This is a genomic window from Methylobacterium sp. CB376 (genome assembly GCF_029714205.1).
Lineage (GTDB): Bacteria > Pseudomonadota > Alphaproteobacteria > Rhizobiales > Beijerinckiaceae > Methylobacterium.
The window spans coordinates 4721849-4740424 of sequence record NZ_CP121648.1 but is presented as its reverse complement, the minus strand read 5'-3'; the positions used below and the strand labels follow the sequence as shown (position 1 = coordinate 4740424).

The window sequence follows — 18576 nt, the reverse complement described above, 5'->3', positions numbered from 1 at the left end:
CGGCGGCTCCCGCTCACTCGGCGGCGCGCAGCAGGCTGCGGCCCGCGGCCTCGAGCGCCTGGTCGAGGTCGGCCAGGATGTCGTCGCTGTGCTCGATGCCGACCGAGAGCCGGATCGCCTCCGGCAGCACCCCCGCGTGGCGCTGCTCCTCGGGCGACATCTGCCGGTGGGTGGTCGAGGCCGGGTGGCAGGCGAGCGACTTCGCGTCCCCGATATTGACGAGCCGCTTGACCAGCGTGAGGGCGTCGTAGAAGGCCGCCCCGCCCGCGTAGCCCCCCTGCACCCCGAAGGTGAGGAGCGAGGAGGCCCGCCCGCCGAGGTACTTGCGCGCCATCGGGTAGTGCGGGCTGTCGGGGAAGCCGGCGTAGTTCACCCAGGCGACCCGCGGATCGTCGCGCAGGAATTCGGCGACCTTGCGGGCATTCTCCACGTGGCGCTCGACCCGCAGGGCCACGGTCTCGATGCCCTGCAGCAGCAGGAAGGCGCTGAAGGGGGCCAGCACCGCGCCGGTCGTGCGCTGGTAGACGCTGCGCGCCCGCTCGGCGAAGGCGCTCGCCCCGAACCTCTCCGCGTATACGAGGCCGTGATAGGACGCGTCCGGCTTGCAGAACATCGGGAACCGCTCGGGATGGGCGAGCCACGGGAAGCGCCCGCCATCCACGATGATGCCGCCGAGCGTGGTGCCGTGCCCGCCCATGAACTTGGTGAGCGAGGCGATCACGATGTCGGCCCCGTGGTCGAGGGGCCGCATCAGGATCGGCGTCGCGACCGTGTTGTCGACCACCAGGGGCACGCCGTGGGCGTGCGCCACCTCGGCGAGGGCGGCGATGTCGCAGATGTTGCCGGCCGGGTTGCCGATGCTCTCGCAATAGACCGCGCGGGTGTCGGCATCGATCAGGCGGGCGACCGCCTCGGGCGCGTCGCTCGCGGCGAAGCGCGTGTGGATGCCCTGGCGGGGCAGGACATGCGCGAAGAGGGTGTGGGTGGTGCCGTAGAGCTGCGGCACCGAGACGATGTTGCCGCCGCAATCGGCCAGCGTCGCGATGGCGTAGTGCAGGGCCGCCTGGCCGGTCGCGACGCTGAGCGCCGCCACCCCGCCCTCCAGTTCGGCCACCCGGCGCTCCAGCACCGCGTTGGTCGGGTTGGCGATCCGGCTGTAGCGGTAGCCCGGCATTTCCAGGTTGAACAGCGCGGCGCCGTGCTCCGCGCTGTCGAAGGCGTAGGCGGCGGTCTGGTAGATCGGGACGGCGACGGCCTTGGTCGTCGGATCGTCCTCGTAGCCGGCATGGATCGCGATCGTCTCAGGCCGCATGGCGTCGTCCTTGGGAAACCTCGTGCGCCCCGCCCTGCAAGCGCCGAACCGACCCGGATGTCTCAGAATCGGACGATCGCTCCGGTGCAGGCCGTCGCGGGCAGAAGACTGACCGCCATATCCTTGCGGCTTGCTTCCCGCCCGCGCGGAAAACCGGGCTCGTCGGGCGGGAACCGGCCGCATGCTGAAGAATGTCTTTCGCAGATCGCTCGGAGCGCGGGAGCGCGCGGCGTCGCACGCGCCGCAAGCCTTGCTTAAGCCTTGCGCCGCAGGGTCGGGGCAGCGGGTGCGAGCGGGGAGTTCGGCGGATGATGAGCGCAGGTGCGGCCGTGGCCCGGGCGGGCTCATCCGCCGCGGGCGGGTGGCTCGGGGCGCTGGAGCGCACGGCGCGCATCGGCCAGCAGCCCTGGCGCACCCTGCCGCGGGTGATCGACGAACTCGGCGAGCGCCACGGCGAGGCCCCGGCCCTGATCGGCGAGCGGGGGCGCCTCAGCCACGCGGGCCTCGCCGCGCTGTGCCGGCGCTACGCCCGCTGGGCCCTGGCGCAGGGTCTCGGGCCCGGCGCCGCGGTCGGCCTGATGCTGCCGAACGGGCCCGACACGATGGCGGCCTGGCTCGGGCTGAGCCGGGTCGGCGTGCGGGTCGCCCTGCTCAACACCCACCTCACCGGGGCGGGCCTCGCCCATTGCATCGCGGCGGCCTCGCCCTCGCACCTGATCGTCGGGCCGGAGCTGCGGGCCGCCTGCGAGGGCGCCGCGCCGCACCTCGCCGAGCGGCCGCGCCTGCTCTGGGCGGACGACCTCGCGGGAGCCCTCGAGGCGCTCGACCCGGGCCCCTTCGCGGCGGCCGAGGAGCGCGGCGTCACGCTGGCGGACACCGCCCTCTACATCTACACCTCGGGCACGACCGGCCTGCCGAAGGCCGCCCGGGTGAGCCACCACCGGGTGATGACCTGGAGCCACTGGTTCGCGGGCCTCAACGCGACCGGAGCGACGGACCGGCTCTACAGCTGCCTGCCGATGTACCACAGCGTCGGCGGCGTGGTGGCGCCCGGGAGCGTGATCGTGGGCGGCGGCGCCGCCGTGCTGCGCGAGCGCTTCTCGGCCCGTCGCTTCTGGGACGACGTGGTCGCGGAACGCTGCACCATCATCCAGTACATCGGCGAACTCTGCCGCTACCTGCTGAACGCGCCCGCCCACCCGCTGGAGCGCGCCCACGCGCTGCGCCTCGCCACCGGCAACGGGCTGCGCCCCGAGATCTGGGAGGCGTTCCAGGCGCGGTTCGCGATCCCCCGCATCCTCGAATTCTACGCCGCGACCGAGGGCACCCTCTCTCTCTGCAACGTCGAGGGCCGGGTTGGTGCGGTCGGGCGGGTGCCGCCCTTCCTGGCGCATTCCTCCCCGGCCGCCCTCGTCCGGCACGATCCGGAGACCGGCGCGCCGGCCCGCGGCCCGGACGGGCTCTGTCTGCGCTGCCCGCCGGGCGAGGCCGGGGAGCTGATCGGGCGCCTCGCGCGCGAGGTCGGCAGCCAGCGCTTCGAGGGCTATACCAGCAAGGCGGCGAGCGAGGCCAAGGTCCTGCGCGACGTGTTCGCCCCCGGCGACGCGTGGTTCCGCACCGGGGACCTGATGCGGGTCGACCGGCAGGGCTTCTACAGCTTCGTGGACCGGGTCGGGGACACCTTCCGCTGGAAGGGCGAGAACGTGGCGACGACGGAGGTGGCGGCGGCGCTCGCGCGGGCGCCGGGCGTGACCGAGGCGGTGGTGTACGGGGTCGCCGTCCCGGGCACGGAGGGGCGCGCCGGCATGGCGGCGCTGACCGTGGCGGAGGGCTTCGAGCTCGCCGGCCTGCGGGCGCATCTCGCCGCCGAACTGCCCGCCTACGCGCGCCCGCTCTTCCTGCGGCTGTGCCGGGATTTCGAGATCACCGAGACCTTCAAGCAGAAGAAGCAGGCGCTGGTCGAGGCGGGGTTCGATCCGGCGCGGACGGGCGACCCGCTCTATTTCGACGACGCCGCGCAGGGGGCCTACGTGCCGCTCGACGCGGAGCTGCACGGGCGCATCGTGGGCGGGGACGTGCGGGTCTGATCCGGGATCCGCTTGATCGAAGCGGATCCCGGATCACGAGCCCGCACGGCGCCTGAGCGAAGACAACATCCGCCTTGCCGAAATGGGAGATGGCGAAGCCATCAACCGGATGTCGGATGATCCCAGCGGTCATGTCCCATGACCGCTGGTTCCGTCTCGGCTACGGCCGGTTGCTGCGCGGGAAGCCCCGCGGCGCCATCGCGCCGACGGTGCCGCGGTGGCCCACCCACTTCGCCAGTTCCTCGCCGACGACGGTGCGCGTGCGCCCAGCGCTGTCGGGCCAGCTCAGGCCCTCGGCGAGCCTGAAGACGCTCAGATAGGCGAGCGTGCTCTCCCGGTAGCGCTGCAGCCGGACGCCCTTGCCGCGGGCCATGTCGGGGATCTCGGTGAGCGGGAAGACCACCAGCAGGCGGTTCTCGCCGCAGACCGCCACGTGGTCGCCCGCCCCGGCCTCGACGCAGTGGGTCACCGTGGCGGCGCCGTCGAGGGCCACGACCTGCTTGCCCTTGCGGGTATTCGCCACCAGCCCGTCCGCGAGCGTGGTGAAGCCGCGCCCGTCGCTCGTGCCGAACAAGAGCTTCGCCCCCGCCCGGAAGGGGAAGACCGTGACGATGTCGCTGCCCTCGTCGAGATCGGCCATCAGGCGGATCGGGTCGCCGAAGCCGCGCCCGCCCGGGAGCTTGGCCGCGTCCAGGGTGAAGACCTTGCCGTTGGTGGCGAGAACCAGGAGCTTCGCGGTCGTCTCGGTCGGGAAGCTCAGCTTGAGCGCGTCGTCGCCCTTGAACTGCACGGTCGAGAGATCGGCGACGTGGCCCTTGAGCGCCCGGATCCAGCCCTTCTGCGACACGATCACGGTGATCGGCTCGCGCTCGATCATCGCCTCGGCGAGGTCGAGGTCGGAGGTGTCGGGCGGGTTCTCCAGGGTGGTGCGGCGGCGGCCGAGCGCCGTCTCGGGCCCGAAGGTCTTCTTCACCGCCCGCACCTGGCCGGCGATCGACTTCCACTGCAGCGGCTCGGAGTCGAGCAGCGCGTCGAGATCCGCCTTCTCGGCGGTCAGGGCGGCCTGCTCGCGCTTGAGCTCCATCTCCTCCAGCTTGCGCAGGCTGCGCAGGCGGGTGTCGAGGATCGCGTTCGCCTGCACCTCGGTGAGCTGGAAGTGGCGCATCAGCTCGGCCTTGGGCTCGTCCTCCTCGCGGATGATGCGGATCACCTGGTCGAGGTCGAGATAGACGATGAGCAGGCCGCCCAGGATCTCCAGGCGCCGCTCGATCTGGCCGAGGCGGTGGCGCGAGCGGCGCTGCAGCACGGTGCGGCGGTGGTCGAGCCACTCGCGCAGCACCTCGGCGAGGCCGACGACCCGGGGCACCTGCCCGCTCATCAGCACGTTCATGTTGAGGGAGAAGCGGCTCTCCAGTTCGGTGAGCCGGAACAGCGATTCCATCAGCACGACCGGATCCACCGTGCGCGAGCGCGGCTCCAGCACGATGCGGACATCCTCCGCCGATTCGTCCCGGACATCGGCGAGGAGCGGCAGCTTCTTCTCGGTCAGGAGCTCGGCCATCTTCTCGATGAGCCGCGCCTTCGGCACGCCGTAGGGGATCTCGGTGACCACCACCTGCCAGAGGCCGCGGCCGAGATCCTCCCGCGTCCAGCGGGCGCGGACCCGGAAGGCGCCGCGGCCGGTCCGGTAGGCCTCCGCGATGGCCTCGGCCGAGTCGATCACCACGCCCCCGGTCGGGAAGTCCGGGCCCTTCACGAAGCTCGTCAGCTGCGCGGAGGTCGCGGTCGGGTGGGTAATGAGGTAGAGCGCCGCGTCGCAGAGTTCGGCGGCGTTGTGGGGCGGGATCGAGGTCGCCATGCCGACCGCAATGCCCTGGGCGCCGTTGGCGAGCAGGTTCGGGAAGGCGGCCGGGAGCACGACCGGCTCCTCCTCCTGGCCGTCGTAGTTCGGCCGGAAATCGACCGCGTCCTCCTCCATCCCGTCCAGGAGGAGCCGCGCCACCTCGGTCATCCGGCACTCGGTGTAGCGCTGGGCCGCCGGGTTGTCGCCGTCGATGTTGCCGAAATTGCCCTGGCCGTCGACCAGCGGGTAGCGCTGCGCGAAATCCTGCGCGAGGCGCACCAGCGCGTCGTAGACCGCCGTGTCGCCGTGCGGGTGGTACTTGCCGATCACGTCGCCGACCACGCGGGCGCACTTCTTGTGCGCGGTGCCCGGGTCGAGGCGCAGCATCCGCATCGCGTAGAGGATGCGCCGGTGGACGGGCTTGAGCCCGTCGCGCGCGTCCGGCAGCGCGCGGTGCATGATCGTCGAGAGCGCGTAGGCGAGGTAGCGCTCCTCCAGCGCCGTTTTCAGCTCGACGTTCTCGATCCCGTCGCGGTCGGATGGCGGCTCGAACGGCTTGCCCATGACTCCCGCTTGTCCCCCCACAGCTCTACGATGTCCGGCTCGGAAGCGCGGAACATAACACGAACATCAGCCCGCATCCGCGGTGCCGAGTGCGACGAATCGCTCGCGCGCCTCGGGCGGCGCGAGGCCGCGCGGCGCCCAGACGTGCTGGTCGAGGAAATATCCCGTCAAGGTAAATCCCTGGCGAACGTCCCGGGCGGTGGGCGTGGCGCCGGTGCCGCCGGCCTCGCGCGCCACCAGGAAGTCCGGCAGGGCGAGCAGCCTGTCGCGCCAGGGCTCGCCGGCGGCGGCGCTCACCGCCCGGCCGCTCTTGGGCGAGACATAGGCGAGGTAGGCGTTGGAGCCGGTCGCCGCGCAGGCCGAGAGATCGAGGCCGAAGCCGAGTTCGGCGAGCACGGCGAGTTCGAACCGCACCATCAGGGGTGGCGCGATCGCCGCGTCGGCGAGGTGGTCGATCAGCACCCGGGCGGCCTCGTAGAGTCCCGGATGCGGGTCGCGCTCCGGCAGGAGCCGCAGGAGCGCGGCGGCGTGGGCGAGGCCGTAGAGGGCGAGGCGCGACCCGATCAGGCGGCCGGCCGCGCTGTCCAGCGGCTCGACCGCGAAGCTGCCGAGGCCGTCGTCGAGCCGCGCCCGCCAGACCGCGCGCACCCGGTTGCCGGGCTGGAGCACCGGCTGCATCCGGCGCGAGCGCCCGCCATGGACGAGGCCGAGGTGGCGCCCGTGCGCGGCCGTCATCAGTTCGAGCACCACGCCCGTCTCGCCCAGCCGCCGTGCCCCGAGGACGAGGCCCTCATCGCTCCACTGCATGAACCCGAGATAGGCCGCGATGTCGCGAAACAGTACGCCGGCCCGCGGGCGGCGAACCGCCACGCTAACCGATTCGTGAGGCGTCACCGCTATTTCGCGAAGGTCGGTCACCGCCCGACATCTTCGCGCCTGATTCGCCGTGATGCTGTCAAGCGGGGAAAGACGGAAAAGTCGGAGTCGAGTGAGCATGATGTCCGTCGAGATCGATCCCTCGGATCGGCGCCCGCAGGCGGCGGCGCGCTCCCGGCTGCGCGGGCCGCTGATGCTCGGCGCGGCCGGCCTCCTGGGCCTCGCCACCCTGGGCGCCCTCGCCTACCCGGCCCTGTCGGCGCTCACCGCCCCGCGCCCGAGCGGGATCCGGGTCGGGCCGATCCGGGAGATGCCGGAGATCAAGGACGGCGTGCCGGCCCTGCGCGCCGAGACGCCGGCGATCGCGCCGGAGGCGCCGCCCGCGCGCGTCGTCGCGCTCGCGCCGGCCGCGACGCCCAAGCCCGCCGAAGCGCCCGCGGCCCCCTCGCCGGCGCCGCTCGCGGCCGCCCTGGCCGCGCCCGCCCTGGCCGCGCCCGCCCCGGCCCGGGCCGAAAGTCTCATCACGGGGACGCTCAACCCGCCCCAGCGCTTCGAGCGCCCGGCACCCGAACCGGCCGCCCCGCCCAGGGAGGCGCCCGCGTCGCCTCCGGCGCCGCCCAAGGCCGAGGCGATGCGCGAGGCCGCGCCCGACCCGGTCAAGCCCGCACCCATTCCGGCCAAGGCCGCCGCGAAGCCCGCGAAGCCGGTGCCGAAGCAGGCGGCCAAGCGCGAGAGGACCGAGTCCGCGCGCGTGGCCGCGGCCAAGCCGGCGCCCGCCGCCCCGGAGGCCGCGCCCGCGGCCCCGGAGGAGAGGACCTTCCTGGGCGTGCCGATCCCGGACTTCGCGCCCGCCGGCAAGGCGATCAAGGACACGGTGGACGCGGTCATCAGCCTGCCGAGCCGGCTCTGACGGCAGGCCGTCAGATGCCGCGCGGGCGGCCCTCGCCGGCGACCACTTCGAGCACGATCCCGTCCCGGTGGAGGCGGCCGTACTCGTCGGTCGCCTCGACGCTGAGGCGGTGGGTGCCGGGGGCGATGTCCCGCGGCAGCCGCGCGGTCCAGACATGCGAGGACGGCTCGGCCTTCACCCAGGATTTCCGCGCGGCCGAGAAGCGCGCGTAGAGGGCGGCCACGAACGGGTCGGGCCGCCTTGTGCGGGTCATGGGCAGCGGCGCGCCGTCGCCGATGCGGAAGCGCACGCTGGTCCGCGGACCGCCGTCGAAGACGTTGACGACGAGCAGGGAGGCCGCCGCGCTCTCGGCCGGGACCGGCGAGCCGAACAGGGCGTAAAGCCGCGTGTCGGGCAGCCGCGCGAGGTCGTCGCTGTGGAACTGGCTCTCCAGCACGATGCGCATCTGGCGCCCGGCATCCTCGCTCGCCGGGACGTAGCGGGTCGTGTAGTGGCGCCCGCCCCGGATGCTGAGGACGTGGAAGCCGTGCGGCGTGCCGTCGCGGCTGTCCGCGGTGGCGATGCCGCGGCGGTCGGGCGGGCCGCTCCACCAGGAGCCCGATACCGCGGTCAGCACGTGGTGATGATGGGCGTCGGGCCCGGTGGCGCCGGGGCGGCCGGCCGCGTCGAGGTAGTGGTGCTCGGTCGTGTGAGTGTGGCCCGAGACGCTGAAGCAGGGGCGGCCCGCGAGCAGCCGCAGCAGGGCCTGCCGGTCGACGGTGCTCAGCGACGGGTCGTCCGGCCCGAGATCGGTCGCGAGCGGGATGTGCATCGCCACGACCACGAGGCTTTCGCGGGGCGTCTCGCGCAGCACCGCCTCCACGAAGGCGAGCTGCGCCTCGCCGAACCGGCCCTCGTAGCGCCCGCCCCGCTCCGGCGTGCCTGTCGCGGCGCCGAGGTAGTGGACGTTGTCGAGGAGCAGGAACAGCACGCCGCCGTGGTGGAGGGCGTAGTAGGGCGCGCCGTAGACCCGCTTGAAGGTCTCGCGGCTGTGGCGCGCGTCCGTCGCCTCGAAGTTGAGGTCGTGGTTGCCGCCGATGTGGAACCACGGCAGGCCGATCCGGCCCATGATGCGGTTGTGCCGGCCGTAGAGGGAGAGGTCGTCGAACAGCACGTCGCCGGCGGTGATGCCGAAGGCCGCCTCGATCCCCATGGCCCGGGTCACGGCCGTGTCGCGCACGTAGTCGAGTTCGGTCTGGCTCTCGGGCTGCGGGTCGGTGAACAGGATCACGTCGAAATCGCCGCCCTCCTCCGCCCGGGTGAGGCCGAAATCGACGGAGGCCGGCAGGGGCCCGGTCGGGGCGATGCCGGGATAGCGCAGGTTCAGCGCGGCGGGGCTGCCGTTCGGCTGGTGCAGGTAGGCGAAGCGGGGAATGTTGTCCGCGTCCCGCGGCAGCGCGTAGCCGCTGGGCTTGATGACGAAGACCACGCCCTCGTCGGAGAGCGGGAGGCGGTAGCGGCCCTGCGCGTCGGTGCGGACGACCTCGCGGCCGTTCGAGACCAGCACGTCCGGGAGGCCCGGATCGTCGGGCCCGCGCCGGCCGCGTCCGGCGCGGTCCTCGTAGACGACCCCGGTGACCTCCGCACCGACCTCCGCCCCCTGGGCGCCGGCGCCGCGCGGCGCCAGGGCGAGGGCCGCCGCGCCCGCCACGGTCTCCCGCCGCGTCAGAGTGATTCGCTCCGTCATCCGCCCCTCCCGTGCCGCGCCGGGGTTTCAAGCACCGGCGCTTGAAGCGCGGATGACGGTACGGTCAGGATTCGCCGCTGTCCTCCTCGCCGGGCCCCTCGTCCTCGCGGGCGGGAATGGCGTAGCGGCCGCTCAGCCAGCGCTGCAGGTCGACATCGGCGCAGCGCTTCGAGCAGAAGGGCCGGAACGGCTCCGCCGCCGGCCTGCCGCAGATCGGGCAGGGCGGGCGCTTCGCCTCGGGGGCGGGCGGGTCGGCTCCCATGCGGGCCTCAGGCGGCGGCGCGCCAGGCGGCGCGCACCGGGAATCCCTCCCCTTCGAGGAGGCCGACCGTCTCGTAGAGCGGGAGCCCGACTACGGCGCTGTAGGAGCCGACGAGCTTGACCACGAAGCTGCCGGCGAGCCCCTGGATGGCGTAGCCGCCGGCCTTGCCGCGCCACTCGCCGCTCGCGACGTAAGCCTCGATCTCGCGGGCGTTCAGGCGCTTGAAGCGCACGCGGGTCTCGACGAGGCGCTCGCGGGTGCGGTCGCGCGGCCCCGCGATGCAGACGGCGGTGTAGACGCGGTGGGTGCGCCCGGACAGCAGCCGCAGGCAGGCCTCGGCCTCGTCCGAGACCTCGGTCTTGGGCAGGATGCGCCGCCCGACCGCCACCACGGTGTCGGCCGAGACCACGTAGGCGCCGCGCAGATCCTCCCCGTGCCGGGCGGCCGTGAGGGCCACGTCGAGCTTGGCGCGGGCGAGGCGGCGCACCAGTTCGCGCGGGCGCTCGCCCTTGAGGGGCGTCTCGTCGAGGTCGGCGGGGAGCAGCGCGTCCGGCTCGATGCCCGCCTGCTGCAGCAGCGCGAGGCGCCGCGGCGATCCCGAGGCGAGCACGAGCTTCGGCCGCGTGCCCGGCGCAGGGGGGGGAGACTCGATCATGGCGCGCCCTGGTTCCGGTGAAGGTGGTCGTCTCGGCGCCGCACCTGCCCTATCTCGCGCCCGCCGTCCAGCCACGGCGAAAACCCCCGTGGACAAAGCCGCCGAGTTTGCTTAGGGTCCCGACCAATCCGGCACGGCGCCTCGGGCGCTCCGTGGTCGGGCGGCGCCGCACGGCGGCCGCGCGGGCGTAGTTCAGTGGTAGAACGTCAGCTTCCCAAGCTGAATGTCGTCGGTTCGATCCCGATCGCCCGCTCCAACTGATTTCTGGCTTCCGCTGTCGCTTTGATCGGCCTCGCTGGTCGGGGATTCCCCATGGTGGTCCCCGCCGTTCCTCTTGCCCGTTCAGGGTTCGGCCGGGTCTGGCCGGCAGGGGCGTGCGGGCTCGCGCCGTCGGCCGAGGTCGGTGCGCGGCCCGGACGCGCGCCTCCGCGGCAAGGCCATTCAGCAGGGGCTGTCGCCGACCACGCCCGGCCGCGAGTGGCGCTGGCCACACTCACGACGCATTTGATGGCGCGAACTGCGCCGTTGCTTCAACGCCAGCGCGAGCGAGGCCGCAAGATCGCATGAACGTTGCCGGCTTCGGCCAATGGCGAGCGCCGCGCGGCGGAGGCCGTGCTTGTCAGCCGCACCCGGTACCGGCAATCTAAGCTGGGCCGTAGGCGTCACGGGTCGCCGGAGCGTTCTCTCATCGGGCCGCAAGAGACGGGAAGTCCCAAATCATGATGATCGACGGTAGGAAGGCCGGGGCCGGCGGGAGCGACGAGACCGCTCTGGTGCGGCGTCAGGCGCGGCTTCTCACGCGCCGGTCGTTCCTGGTCGGCTCGACCGTCGGCGTCGGCGCGCTCGGGCTCGCCGGCTGCGCGGCGTCCGACAGCCTGCTCCTTGCCGAGGCGACGAAGATCTACGGACCGCTGCCGGAGGAGAAATTCCCGATCCCGGCGGTCGACATCAGCAAGGTCGATCCAAAGTACTACCGCAGAACAGTTCGTTACGAGTCCAAAGAAGCGCCCGGAACGATCGTCGTCGATCCCAGCAATTTCTATGTCTACCGCATCGAGGGCGACGGGTCTGCCACGCGTTACGGGGCCAATGTCGGCCGCGACGGGTTCCTGTGGAGCGGTGACGCCTATGTCGGCCGCAAATCCGAATGGGCGACGTGGACACCGCCCAAGGAGATGATCCGGCGCCAGCCCGAGGCCGCCAAATACGCCCGCGGCATGCCGGGCGGCCTCGACAACCCGCTCGGTGCCCGCACCCTCCACCTCTACCAGAACGGCGCCTACACGCTCTACACGATCTACGCCAGCAGCGAGCCCGAATCGATCGGCAAGGGCATCACGAGCGGCTGCGTCGGCCTGCTGAGTCAGGACATGATCCACCTCTACGCGCGGACGCCGGTCAAGACGAAGGTGATCGTCCTGCCGGCGTAGGGAGAGGCGGCGGCCCTGTTTCGGTCAGCGATCGGCACGGCTCGGATTCTTGATCTGGCCGTCGACGAGGCCCGCGAAGGTGCCGAGGGCCACCGGCCAGTCGAGGGGCCCGGTCGAGCGCGGCGGACAGGGCCTCGTCCGCCGCGGTCCCGCAGGGGGCGTTGCCGGCGCGCAGCGTCGCACGCGGCGCGGGCGCGGCTTCGTCGATGCCGGGCGGCGGGCGGGGTTCGGTGGCGCAGGTCCCGCCCCCCGGCGGCAGAGATGGCGGGCCGCGTCGTGGCCGCGCCGGTGACGGCAGCGCGGCTGCCGGCATCGGGCAGGTGCCCGGGCGGAGATGAGAAGGAGCGCGCGCGAACCCGGCTTACGCCTGCCGCTGCGGCGTTGCAGGACGAGAACGCGGTCCTCACGCGATCGGCAAGAGCACGAACCCTTGGATACGGTCGCGAGCGAGCAGGCGCGCGAGATGTCCGCCCCTCTCGTCAGCGCGGTCCTCGCGTGCACTGAGGTAATCTGGATACGCAACGTCCCGTGAGCGCCGCGAATCGGCGTGAGTTCGCGCGAAACGCACGGATGTCGGTTCGTCGCGTCGGTGAGAAGGGGTGAGAACGGGCGTGCGGACCGACGCGGGGCCCGCCCCGCCGCCTCCCGACCGGCCGGCTCAGGTCTCGGAGGGCCCGCACCAGCCCGGCAGGTAGTGGGCCTCCGGCGACTTGGCGCAGGCCATCGCCTCCCCCAGCGCCGCGCCGAAATCCTCGCGCAGCCTCCGCTTCTCGATCCGGCGGCGCAGGAAATCCGCCCACAGGAACTCGCTGAACGGCGTCGTCTCCTTGGCGAAGCCGCCCTTCCGGCGCAACGCCCCGGCGAGGCTGCGATAGGGATCGTCCTCCAGATCCGCGAGGGATTTCGGGATGGCCTTGAACCCGACCCGGACGCCCTCGGCGTCGTAGGGGTGGACCCAGGCCTTGTGGTCGCAGACGGTCCAGAAATCCGCCTTGTCGAGGTGGTGCAGGTCCGCGACCTCGGTCACCATCACGGTCTCGACCTGCTCGAGGAACAGCGCCCTGGCGAGGTGGTGGTGGTCCAGGATGTAGTGGTGCGCCTTCGGCCCGATCAGGGTCGGGATCATGTGCGAGCCGAGGAACTTCGCCCGCTCGTCCGGGTCCTGGCCGCGCCAGTGCTCCCGCTTGGCCTCCACCTCCCGGAAGCCGACCGTGATCTGGGTCGGCCGCAGGTCCTTCACGCGCACCTGCTTCAGCAAGGGTTCCGGAAGTGCCATGCGGCGTCGCCCCCGACGGGGCGGGTCGGGCCCGGAACGAGGGGGGCCCGGCCCGCCGATCTTCGCCGCAGCAGGCCATCGCGGCCGGGGCGCGTCAAGGCCGCCCGGCGCGGCCGGCGCCGTTAACTAATTCTTCACCGATCCGTTGCCCGCACCCGCCGCTCGTGCCACGAAAGCTTAACGGAAGCTTAACGGGGCGGACGGATGCGGAGCGGGGATCACAGGGGGAGCCGGAGCCTGCTGCGGACGGGCCTGCTCCTCGCCGGCCTCCTGACGGCCTCGCAGGCGACGGGCCAGACCCTCGCCGCCCTCCCCCCCGCCGGGCCCCTGCCGGTGGCGAGCGGCGAGGCGAAGCCGATCCCGGCCTGGGTCGAGTTCTGCCGGCGCTCCGCGGCGGAATGCGCGGTCGACCCCTCCGAGCCCGAGACGATCACGCTGAGCCCGCGCGTCTGGCAGACCATCCTCACGGTCAACCGCGGCGTGAACGGCCGCATCCGCCCGATCACCGACCAGGAGCATTGGGGCGTGCCCGACCGCTGGGACCTCGCCGAGGACGGCACGGGCGATTGCGAGGACTTCCAGCTGCTCAAGCGCAAGCTGCTCGCCGAGGGCGGCCTGCCGCGCCGGGCGATGCGCATGACGGTGGTGATCGACGAGAAGGGCGAGGGCCACGCGGTGCTGATGCTGCGTACCGACCGCGGCGACCTCGTGCTCGACAACAAGACCAGCGCGGTGCTCCCCTGGCACCGGACCGGCTACACCTTCATCAAGCGCGAGTCCCAGAGCGCGGTGGCCTGGGTCTCCCTCGGGCGGGCGATCGGCCCGGTCGTCACCGCGAACCGCTGAGCGCCTCGGCCCGCGCGACCTGGCGCGCCTCCTCGGCGAAGAAGGCGGTGCCGTGCGCCCACGGCGCCGCCAGGATCACCCGCACGGCGGGCGCGGCCGGCGCCACGGCGGGGCGCACCGGATCGACCGGGTCGAGCCCCGGCCGCAGGGCGAGCGCCGCCGCGCCGTCCCCGCCCGCGAGCGCGAGCAGCCCGAGCCACGCGGCCGCGACCCCCGCGCCCTGCAGGCCCCATCTCCGCCACCGTCCAGCCATCGGATCCCCTCGCCCTGCGCGCGGCGGCCTTGTTGTGGATCGGCGCTCGCGTCGGGATCAGGGTCCGCCACGCCCCTTAATGCGGCCCCACATCCGGGCCGGACGAGGTCGAGCCTCCGGCGGAATCCGACGCCGTGCTGAATCCTTCGTCATTTCGGGACACGGCTCGCGGATGATGCGACACAGCCTCTAGTCGGCGCCGGGCTTGGCGGCGCGCAGGCGCTTGACGCCGCCGCGATGGGACTTGGCGTCGAGGCGGCGAGTCTTCGAGGCGCGGGTCGGACGGGTCGGGCGCCGCGGCTTGGGCGGGATCGCGGCCTCGCGCACCAGCTCCGCCAGCCGCTCGCGCGCCTCGGCCCGGTTGCGGTCCTGCGTCCGGTGCTCCTGCGCGGTGATGACGAGGACGCCCTCGGCGGTGAGCCGCCGGCCGGCGAGCTTCATGAGGCGGATCGCGACCGCGTTCGGCAGCGAGGGCGAGCGGCGCACGTCGAAGCGCAGCTGCACCGCGGTCGCCACCTTGTTGACGTTCTGCCCCCCCGGCCCCGAGGCGCGCACGAAGCTCTCCTCCAGCTCCGACTCGTCGATGCTGATCGAGGGCGTGCAATCGAGGGCCACGGCAGGTCTCCGACGTGAGGTCGGGCGAGACTTGCCGCGCGGGGGCGCCCGGCACAAGCCGGCGCCCCCAACCGAGCGGTCAGGCGGCCGAGGACAGGGCCGGGTAGTCGGTGTAGCCCCGCGCGTCGCCGCCGTAGAAGGTCGCGCGGTCGTAGCGGTTGAAGCCGGCCCCGCGCCGGATGCGCTCGGGCAGGTCCGGATTGGCGATGAACAGCCGGCCGAAGGCGACCGCGTCCACGTCCCCGCCCGCCACCGCGGCGGCGGCGGTCGCGGGCGTGAAGCCGCCCGCGGCGATCAGCGGCCCGCCGAAGCGGCGCTTGAAGCGCGCGGCCGCGTCCGGCGCGTTCGGGTCGAGGGCGTTCACGTCGCTGGTCTGGTCCGCCCGCGGCTCGACCACGTGCAGGTAGGCGAGGCCGCGCCGGCCGAGTTCGGCCGTGACGTGGTCGAACAGGGCGCCGGGATCGCTGTCCCTCATGCCGTTGAAGCTGCCCCAGGGCGAGATGCGGATGCCGACCCGGTCCGCGCCGATCGCCGCCGTCACGGCGTCGACGATCTCGAGCTGGAAGCGGGCCCGGTTCGCGATCGCGCCGCCGTAGCGGTCGGTCCGGCGGTTGGTCGAGTCCTGCAGGAACTGGTCGATCAGGTAGCCGTTCGCCGAGTGGATCTCGACCCCGTCCGCGCCCGCCGCGCGGGCGTTGCGGGCGGCCTCTGCGAATTGGCCGACGATCTCGGCGATCTCGGCCTCGGCGAGTTCGCGCGGCGTCTCGAACGGCACCGGGTTGAAGCGGGCGTCCATGTGCTGGCCCGGGGCCGGCACCGGCGAGGGCGCCACGGGCAGGGCCCCGCCCGGCTGCATCGAGGAATGCGAGATCCGGCCCGTGTGCCAGATCTGGATGAACAGGAAGCCGCCCTTGGCGTGGATCGCGTCGGCGACCGCCCGCCAGCCTTCGACCTGCTCCGGCGTGTAGATGCCGGGGGCGCCCGGATAGCCGCGGGCCTGCGCGGTGATGTCGGTCGCCTCGGCGATCACGAGGCCGCCGCGGCTGGCGCGCTGGCCGTAATACTCGGCGTTCAGGGGCTGCGGGACGTCGCCGGGCTGGCGCGAGCGCATGCGCGTCAGCGGCGCCATCACGACCCGGTGCTGGAGGTGGACCGCGCCGAGGGTCAGCGGGCGGAAGAGGATGTCGGTGGTCATGCTTGCGTGCGAACTCCGCGAAGGGGCCTCAGCGCGGCCCCCACCGTTGCGTCCGGGCTGGCCGGACCGCCCTGAGATGGTCAGTCCCGCCCGCGCGCAAAGGTTCCCGGGCCGCCCCGCCGGGCGGGCCGGTGCGCTGGCGCACATGCCGGCCGGTCAGGACAGGTCGCGCTCGGGGGCGGCGTGGGCGTGGAGCGCGTCGCGCAAAGCGACGATCTCGTCGCGCAGCGCCTCCAGATGCGCCGGCGTGCGCCCGGTGGCGCAGACGATCTCGTGCGGAAAGGGCAGCGCCTTCTGGCGGAGAGCCCTCCCGGCCTCCGTCAGCGTGATCCGCATCAGCCGCTCGTCGGCGCCGTCGCGGGCCCGCTTCACCAATCCGCCGGCCTCCAGTCGCTTCATCAGCGGCGTCAGCGTCCCCGAATCGAGGTAGAGCCGCTGCCCGATCGCCTTCATCGTCTGCCCGTCCTCTTCCCAGAGGACCAGCAGGGCGAGATATTGCGGGTAGGTCAGGCCGAGGCCGTCGAGGAGAGGCTTGTAGATGCGGTTGAAGGCATGCGCCGCCGAATAGACCGCGAAGCAGATCTGCTGCGCGAGATGCAGGTCGCCGGTGGCCGGCGCGCCGCGCGTCGCCGCGACCTCGGCAGGTGAACCCGACATGTCCGCCTCCATCGACCCGGCGCCGGCCCGCTCGGTGCCTCCGCCGCGGCGCAGCGGGAACGTGCGGGTCCCACTTCCTGTCACGGCAGGTTGCATGTGGAACGATACGCTTTCGCCGCCGAGAAAACAAATTGCACGCTATGAATTAGCGCTCTATATGAAATCCGCCGGCTCGCGAGGGTTGGCCGGACCCACCGGGCCGTTGCGCCCGCGCATCCATGGAGGGCATCCATGTCCGTCGACGTGAAGTACACCACTCAGGCCACCGCCACCGGGGGCCGCGACGGCCGCGCCAAGACCGCCGACGGCAGCCTCGACGTCAAGCTGACGACTCCGAAGGAGCTCGGCGGCGGCGGGGGCGAGGGCAACAATCCCGAGCAGCTCTTCGCGGCCGGCTACTCGGCCTGCTTCCTCGGCGCGATCAAGTTCGTCGCCGGTCAGGAGAAGATCAAGGTGCCGGCCGACGCGACCGTGACCGCGACGGTGGGGATCGGCCCGCGCTCGGAGGGCGGCTTCGGCATCACCGCCAACCTGAAGGTCGCGCTGCCGGGCCTCGACCGCGCGACCGCCCAGGGGCTGGTCGAGAAGGCGCACCAGGTCTGCCCCTACTCGAACGCCACCCGCGGCAACGTCGACGTCGGGCTCGACGTGGTCTGATCCGCGCCGGCGGCCGGCCCGGCCCCCGACCGGTCAGGCCCGGGGGCCGAGGCAGGAGGCCGCGAGGCTCAGGAAGGCGCGCGCCCTGTGGGACAGGGCGCGGCCGTTCGCCCAGTCGATCCCGTGCTTCTCCTCGGCGCCGAGTTCGCCGAAGCTGAGCGGGCTCTCGTCGGGCTTGAACATCGGGTCGTAGCCGAAGCCGCGGCTGCCGCGGGGCGGCCAGACCAGTTCGCCGAAGACCCGTCCCTCGAACAGCTCCTCGTGCCCGTCCGGCCAGGCCAGGACGAGGGCCGAGACGAAATGCGCCCGCCGGTTCGTCGCCCCGCGCAGGGCGAGTTCGCGCTCGACCCGCTCCATCGCCTGCCCGAAATCCTTCGACGGCCCCGCCCAGCGGGCGGAGAACAGGCCGGGGGCGCCGTCGAGGGCGTCGACGCAGAGGCCGGAATCGTCCGCGAAGGCCGGCAGGCCGGCGGCGGACGCGGCGGCCCGGGCCTTGATGGCGGCGTTCTCGGCGAACATCACGCCGGTCTCCTCGGGCTCGGCGAGGCCGAGTTCGCCGGCCGAGACCGCCTCGACGCCGAAGGGGGCGAGCAATTCGCGCATCTCGCGCAGCTTGCCGCCGTTGTGGGTCGCGATCACGACCCGGCCGGTGAGGCGCCGCCCCATCGCCTAGCCCACCGCCTGCTTCTGGAGCGCGACGAGCTGCGCCACGCCCGCCTTGGCGAGCCGCAGCAGCCCGAGGAACTGCTCCTCCGAGAACGGCGCGATCTCGGCGGTGCCCTGCACCTCGACGATGCCGCCCGAGCCGGTGATCACGAAATTGGCGTCCGTGTCGGCGGCCGAATCCTCGTCATAGTCGAGGTCGAGGATCGGAATCCCCTTGTGGATGCCGCAGGAGATCGCCGCCACGTGGTCGCGCATCGGGTCGACCGAGATGATCGAGCGCCCGCGCATCCAGGTGAAGCACTCGTGCAGGGCGACCCAGGCGCCGGTGATCGAGGCGGTGCGGGTGCCGCCATCCGCCTGCAGCACGTCGCAATCGACGACGATCTGACGCTCGCCGATGGCGGGCAGGTTGACCACGGCCCGCAGCGAGCGGCCGATCAGGCGCTGGATCTCCTGGGTGCGGCCGGAGGGCTTGCCGGCCGTGACCTCGCGCCGGTTGCGCTCGTGCGTGGCGCGCGGGAGCATGGCGTACTCGGCCGTGACCCAGCCCTTGCCCGAGCCGCGCAGCCAGGGCGGGCCGCGCTCCTCCAGGGACGCCGTGCACAGCACCTTGGTCTCCCCGAAGGTGACGAGGCAGGAGCCTTCGGCGTAGCGGGCGACACCCTTCTCCAGCGTGACCTTGCGCAGTTCGTCGGGCGCACGCTTGGATGGACGCATCGGGCTCTCCTTGGGGACCGGGACGGGCA

At 72.9% G+C, this 18576-nt stretch carries 18 protein-coding genes and 1 tRNA gene; 6 read left to right on the top strand and 13 right to left on the bottom strand.

Features of this window, described 5'->3' with window-relative positions:
* Window positions 1-13 precede the first annotated feature (13 nt).
* Window positions 14-1312 (bottom strand): O-acetylhomoserine aminocarboxypropyltransferase/cysteine synthase family protein, encoded by a 1299-nt coding sequence (locus QA634_RS21665; RefSeq protein WP_012334051.1) that lies wholly within the window; start codon window positions 1310-1312, stop codon window positions 14-16.
* Between the two features lie 308 nt (window positions 1313-1620).
* Here QA634_RS21665 and QA634_RS21660 point away from each other — a divergent pair, with 308 nt between their 5' ends.
* Complete coding sequence (locus QA634_RS21660) at window positions 1621-3399, top strand: long-chain-acyl-CoA synthetase (protein WP_012334050.1); 1779 nt, start codon at window positions 1621-1623, stop codon at window positions 3397-3399.
* Window positions 3400-3559: 160 nt separating this feature from the next.
* Here QA634_RS21660 and parC read toward each other — a convergent pair whose 3' ends face one another.
* A complete protein-coding gene (parC, locus tag QA634_RS21655; RefSeq protein WP_012334049.1) occupies window positions 3560-5806 on the bottom strand; it encodes a DNA topoisomerase IV subunit A in 2247 nt (748 codons plus the stop codon).
* Window positions 5807-5872: 66 nt separating this feature from the next.
* Window positions 5873-6613 carry a DNA repair protein RecO gene (gene recO, locus QA634_RS21650; RefSeq protein WP_043702611.1) on the bottom strand — a complete coding sequence of 247 codons (741 nt, stop codon included), beginning with the start codon at window positions 6611-6613 and terminating at the stop codon, window positions 5873-5875.
* A 187-nt stretch (window positions 6614-6800) separates the two neighbouring features.
* Between recO and QA634_RS21645 the strand changes: the two genes are divergently transcribed.
* Complete coding sequence (locus tag QA634_RS21645) at window positions 6801-7592, top strand: hypothetical protein (RefSeq protein ID WP_012334047.1); 792 nt, start codon at window positions 6801-6803, stop codon at window positions 7590-7592.
* Window positions 7593-7602: 10 nt separating this feature from the next.
* On the opposite strand, the gene QA634_RS21640 is transcribed toward QA634_RS21645, so the two are convergent.
* From QA634_RS21640 to QA634_RS21630, 3 genes are all read right to left on the bottom strand, one after another.
* A complete protein-coding gene (locus QA634_RS21640; protein ID WP_012334046.1) occupies window positions 7603-9318 on the bottom strand; it encodes a calcineurin-like phosphoesterase C-terminal domain-containing protein in 1716 nt (571 codons plus the stop codon).
* Between the two features lie 64 nt (window positions 9319-9382).
* A complete protein-coding gene (locus QA634_RS21635; RefSeq protein WP_012334045.1) occupies window positions 9383-9580 on the bottom strand; it encodes a DNA gyrase inhibitor YacG in 198 nt (65 codons plus the stop codon).
* Between the two features lie 7 nt (window positions 9581-9587).
* Window positions 9588-10235, bottom strand: coding sequence for a Maf-like protein (locus QA634_RS21630; RefSeq protein ID WP_012334044.1), 648 nt, complete (start codon window positions 10233-10235; stop codon window positions 9588-9590).
* Between the two features lie 181 nt (window positions 10236-10416).
* On the opposite strand from QA634_RS21630, the gene QA634_RS21625 reads away from it, so the two are divergent.
* Window positions 10417-10491, top strand: a tRNA-Gly gene (locus QA634_RS21625).
* A gap of 463 nt (window positions 10492-10954) precedes the next feature.
* A complete protein-coding gene (locus QA634_RS21620) occupies window positions 10955-11665 on the top strand; it encodes a L,D-transpeptidase (protein ID WP_012334003.1) in 711 nt (236 codons plus the stop codon).
* A gap of 658 nt (window positions 11666-12323) precedes the next feature.
* Here the strand turns inward: QA634_RS21620 and QA634_RS21615 are convergent.
* Entirely contained in the window at window positions 12324-12941 is a 618-nt protein-coding gene (locus tag QA634_RS21615) for a ParB-like protein (protein ID WP_012334001.1), read from the bottom strand.
* A gap of 204 nt (window positions 12942-13145) precedes the next feature.
* Here QA634_RS21615 and QA634_RS21610 point away from each other — a divergent pair, with 204 nt between their 5' ends.
* A complete protein-coding gene (locus tag QA634_RS21610; protein WP_012334000.1) occupies window positions 13146-13787 on the top strand; it encodes a transglutaminase-like cysteine peptidase in 642 nt (213 codons plus the stop codon).
* Here the strand turns inward: QA634_RS21610 and QA634_RS21605 are convergent.
* The 4 genes from QA634_RS21605 to QA634_RS21590 all read right to left on the bottom strand — a co-directional run bounded on the left by QA634_RS21605 (window position 13771) and on the right by QA634_RS21590 (window position 16507).
* Window positions 13771-14040 carry a hypothetical protein gene (locus QA634_RS21605; RefSeq protein ID WP_012333999.1) on the bottom strand — a complete coding sequence of 90 codons (270 nt, stop codon included), beginning with the start codon at window positions 14038-14040 and terminating at the stop codon, window positions 13771-13773. The two genes, QA634_RS21610 and QA634_RS21605, sit on opposite strands and share 17 nt — an antisense overlap.
* Before the next feature lie 189 nt (window positions 14041-14229).
* Window positions 14230-14655: an alternative ribosome rescue aminoacyl-tRNA hydrolase ArfB gene (gene arfB, locus QA634_RS21600; protein WP_012333998.1), complete on the bottom strand. Its 426-nt coding sequence runs from the start codon at window positions 14653-14655 to the stop codon at window positions 14230-14232.
* Between the two features lie 79 nt (window positions 14656-14734).
* Window positions 14735-15850 carry an alkene reductase gene (locus QA634_RS21595; protein ID WP_012333997.1) on the bottom strand — a complete coding sequence of 372 codons (1116 nt, stop codon included), beginning with the start codon at window positions 15848-15850 and terminating at the stop codon, window positions 14735-14737.
* 156 nt (window positions 15851-16006) lie between these two features.
* Window positions 16007-16507: a MarR family winged helix-turn-helix transcriptional regulator gene (locus QA634_RS21590; protein WP_012333996.1), complete on the bottom strand. Its 501-nt coding sequence runs from the start codon at window positions 16505-16507 to the stop codon at window positions 16007-16009.
* Between the two features lie 231 nt (window positions 16508-16738).
* On the opposite strand from QA634_RS21590, the gene QA634_RS21585 reads away from it, so the two are divergent.
* Window positions 16739-17164: an organic hydroperoxide resistance protein gene (locus QA634_RS21585; RefSeq protein WP_012333995.1), complete on the top strand. Its 426-nt coding sequence runs from the start codon at window positions 16739-16741 to the stop codon at window positions 17162-17164.
* A 33-nt stretch (window positions 17165-17197) separates the two neighbouring features.
* On the opposite strand, the gene rdgB is transcribed toward QA634_RS21585, so the two are convergent.
* Window positions 17198-17830, bottom strand: a complete 633-nt coding sequence (gene rdgB / locus QA634_RS21580; protein ID WP_012333994.1) for an RdgB/HAM1 family non-canonical purine NTP pyrophosphatase — start codon at window positions 17828-17830, stop codon at window positions 17198-17200.
* A 3-nt stretch (window positions 17831-17833) separates the two neighbouring features.
* Window positions 17834-18547, bottom strand: a complete 714-nt coding sequence (rph, locus tag QA634_RS21575; RefSeq protein ID WP_012333993.1) for a ribonuclease PH — start codon at window positions 18545-18547, stop codon at window positions 17834-17836.
* Between the last annotated feature and the right edge of the window lie 29 nt (window positions 18548-18576).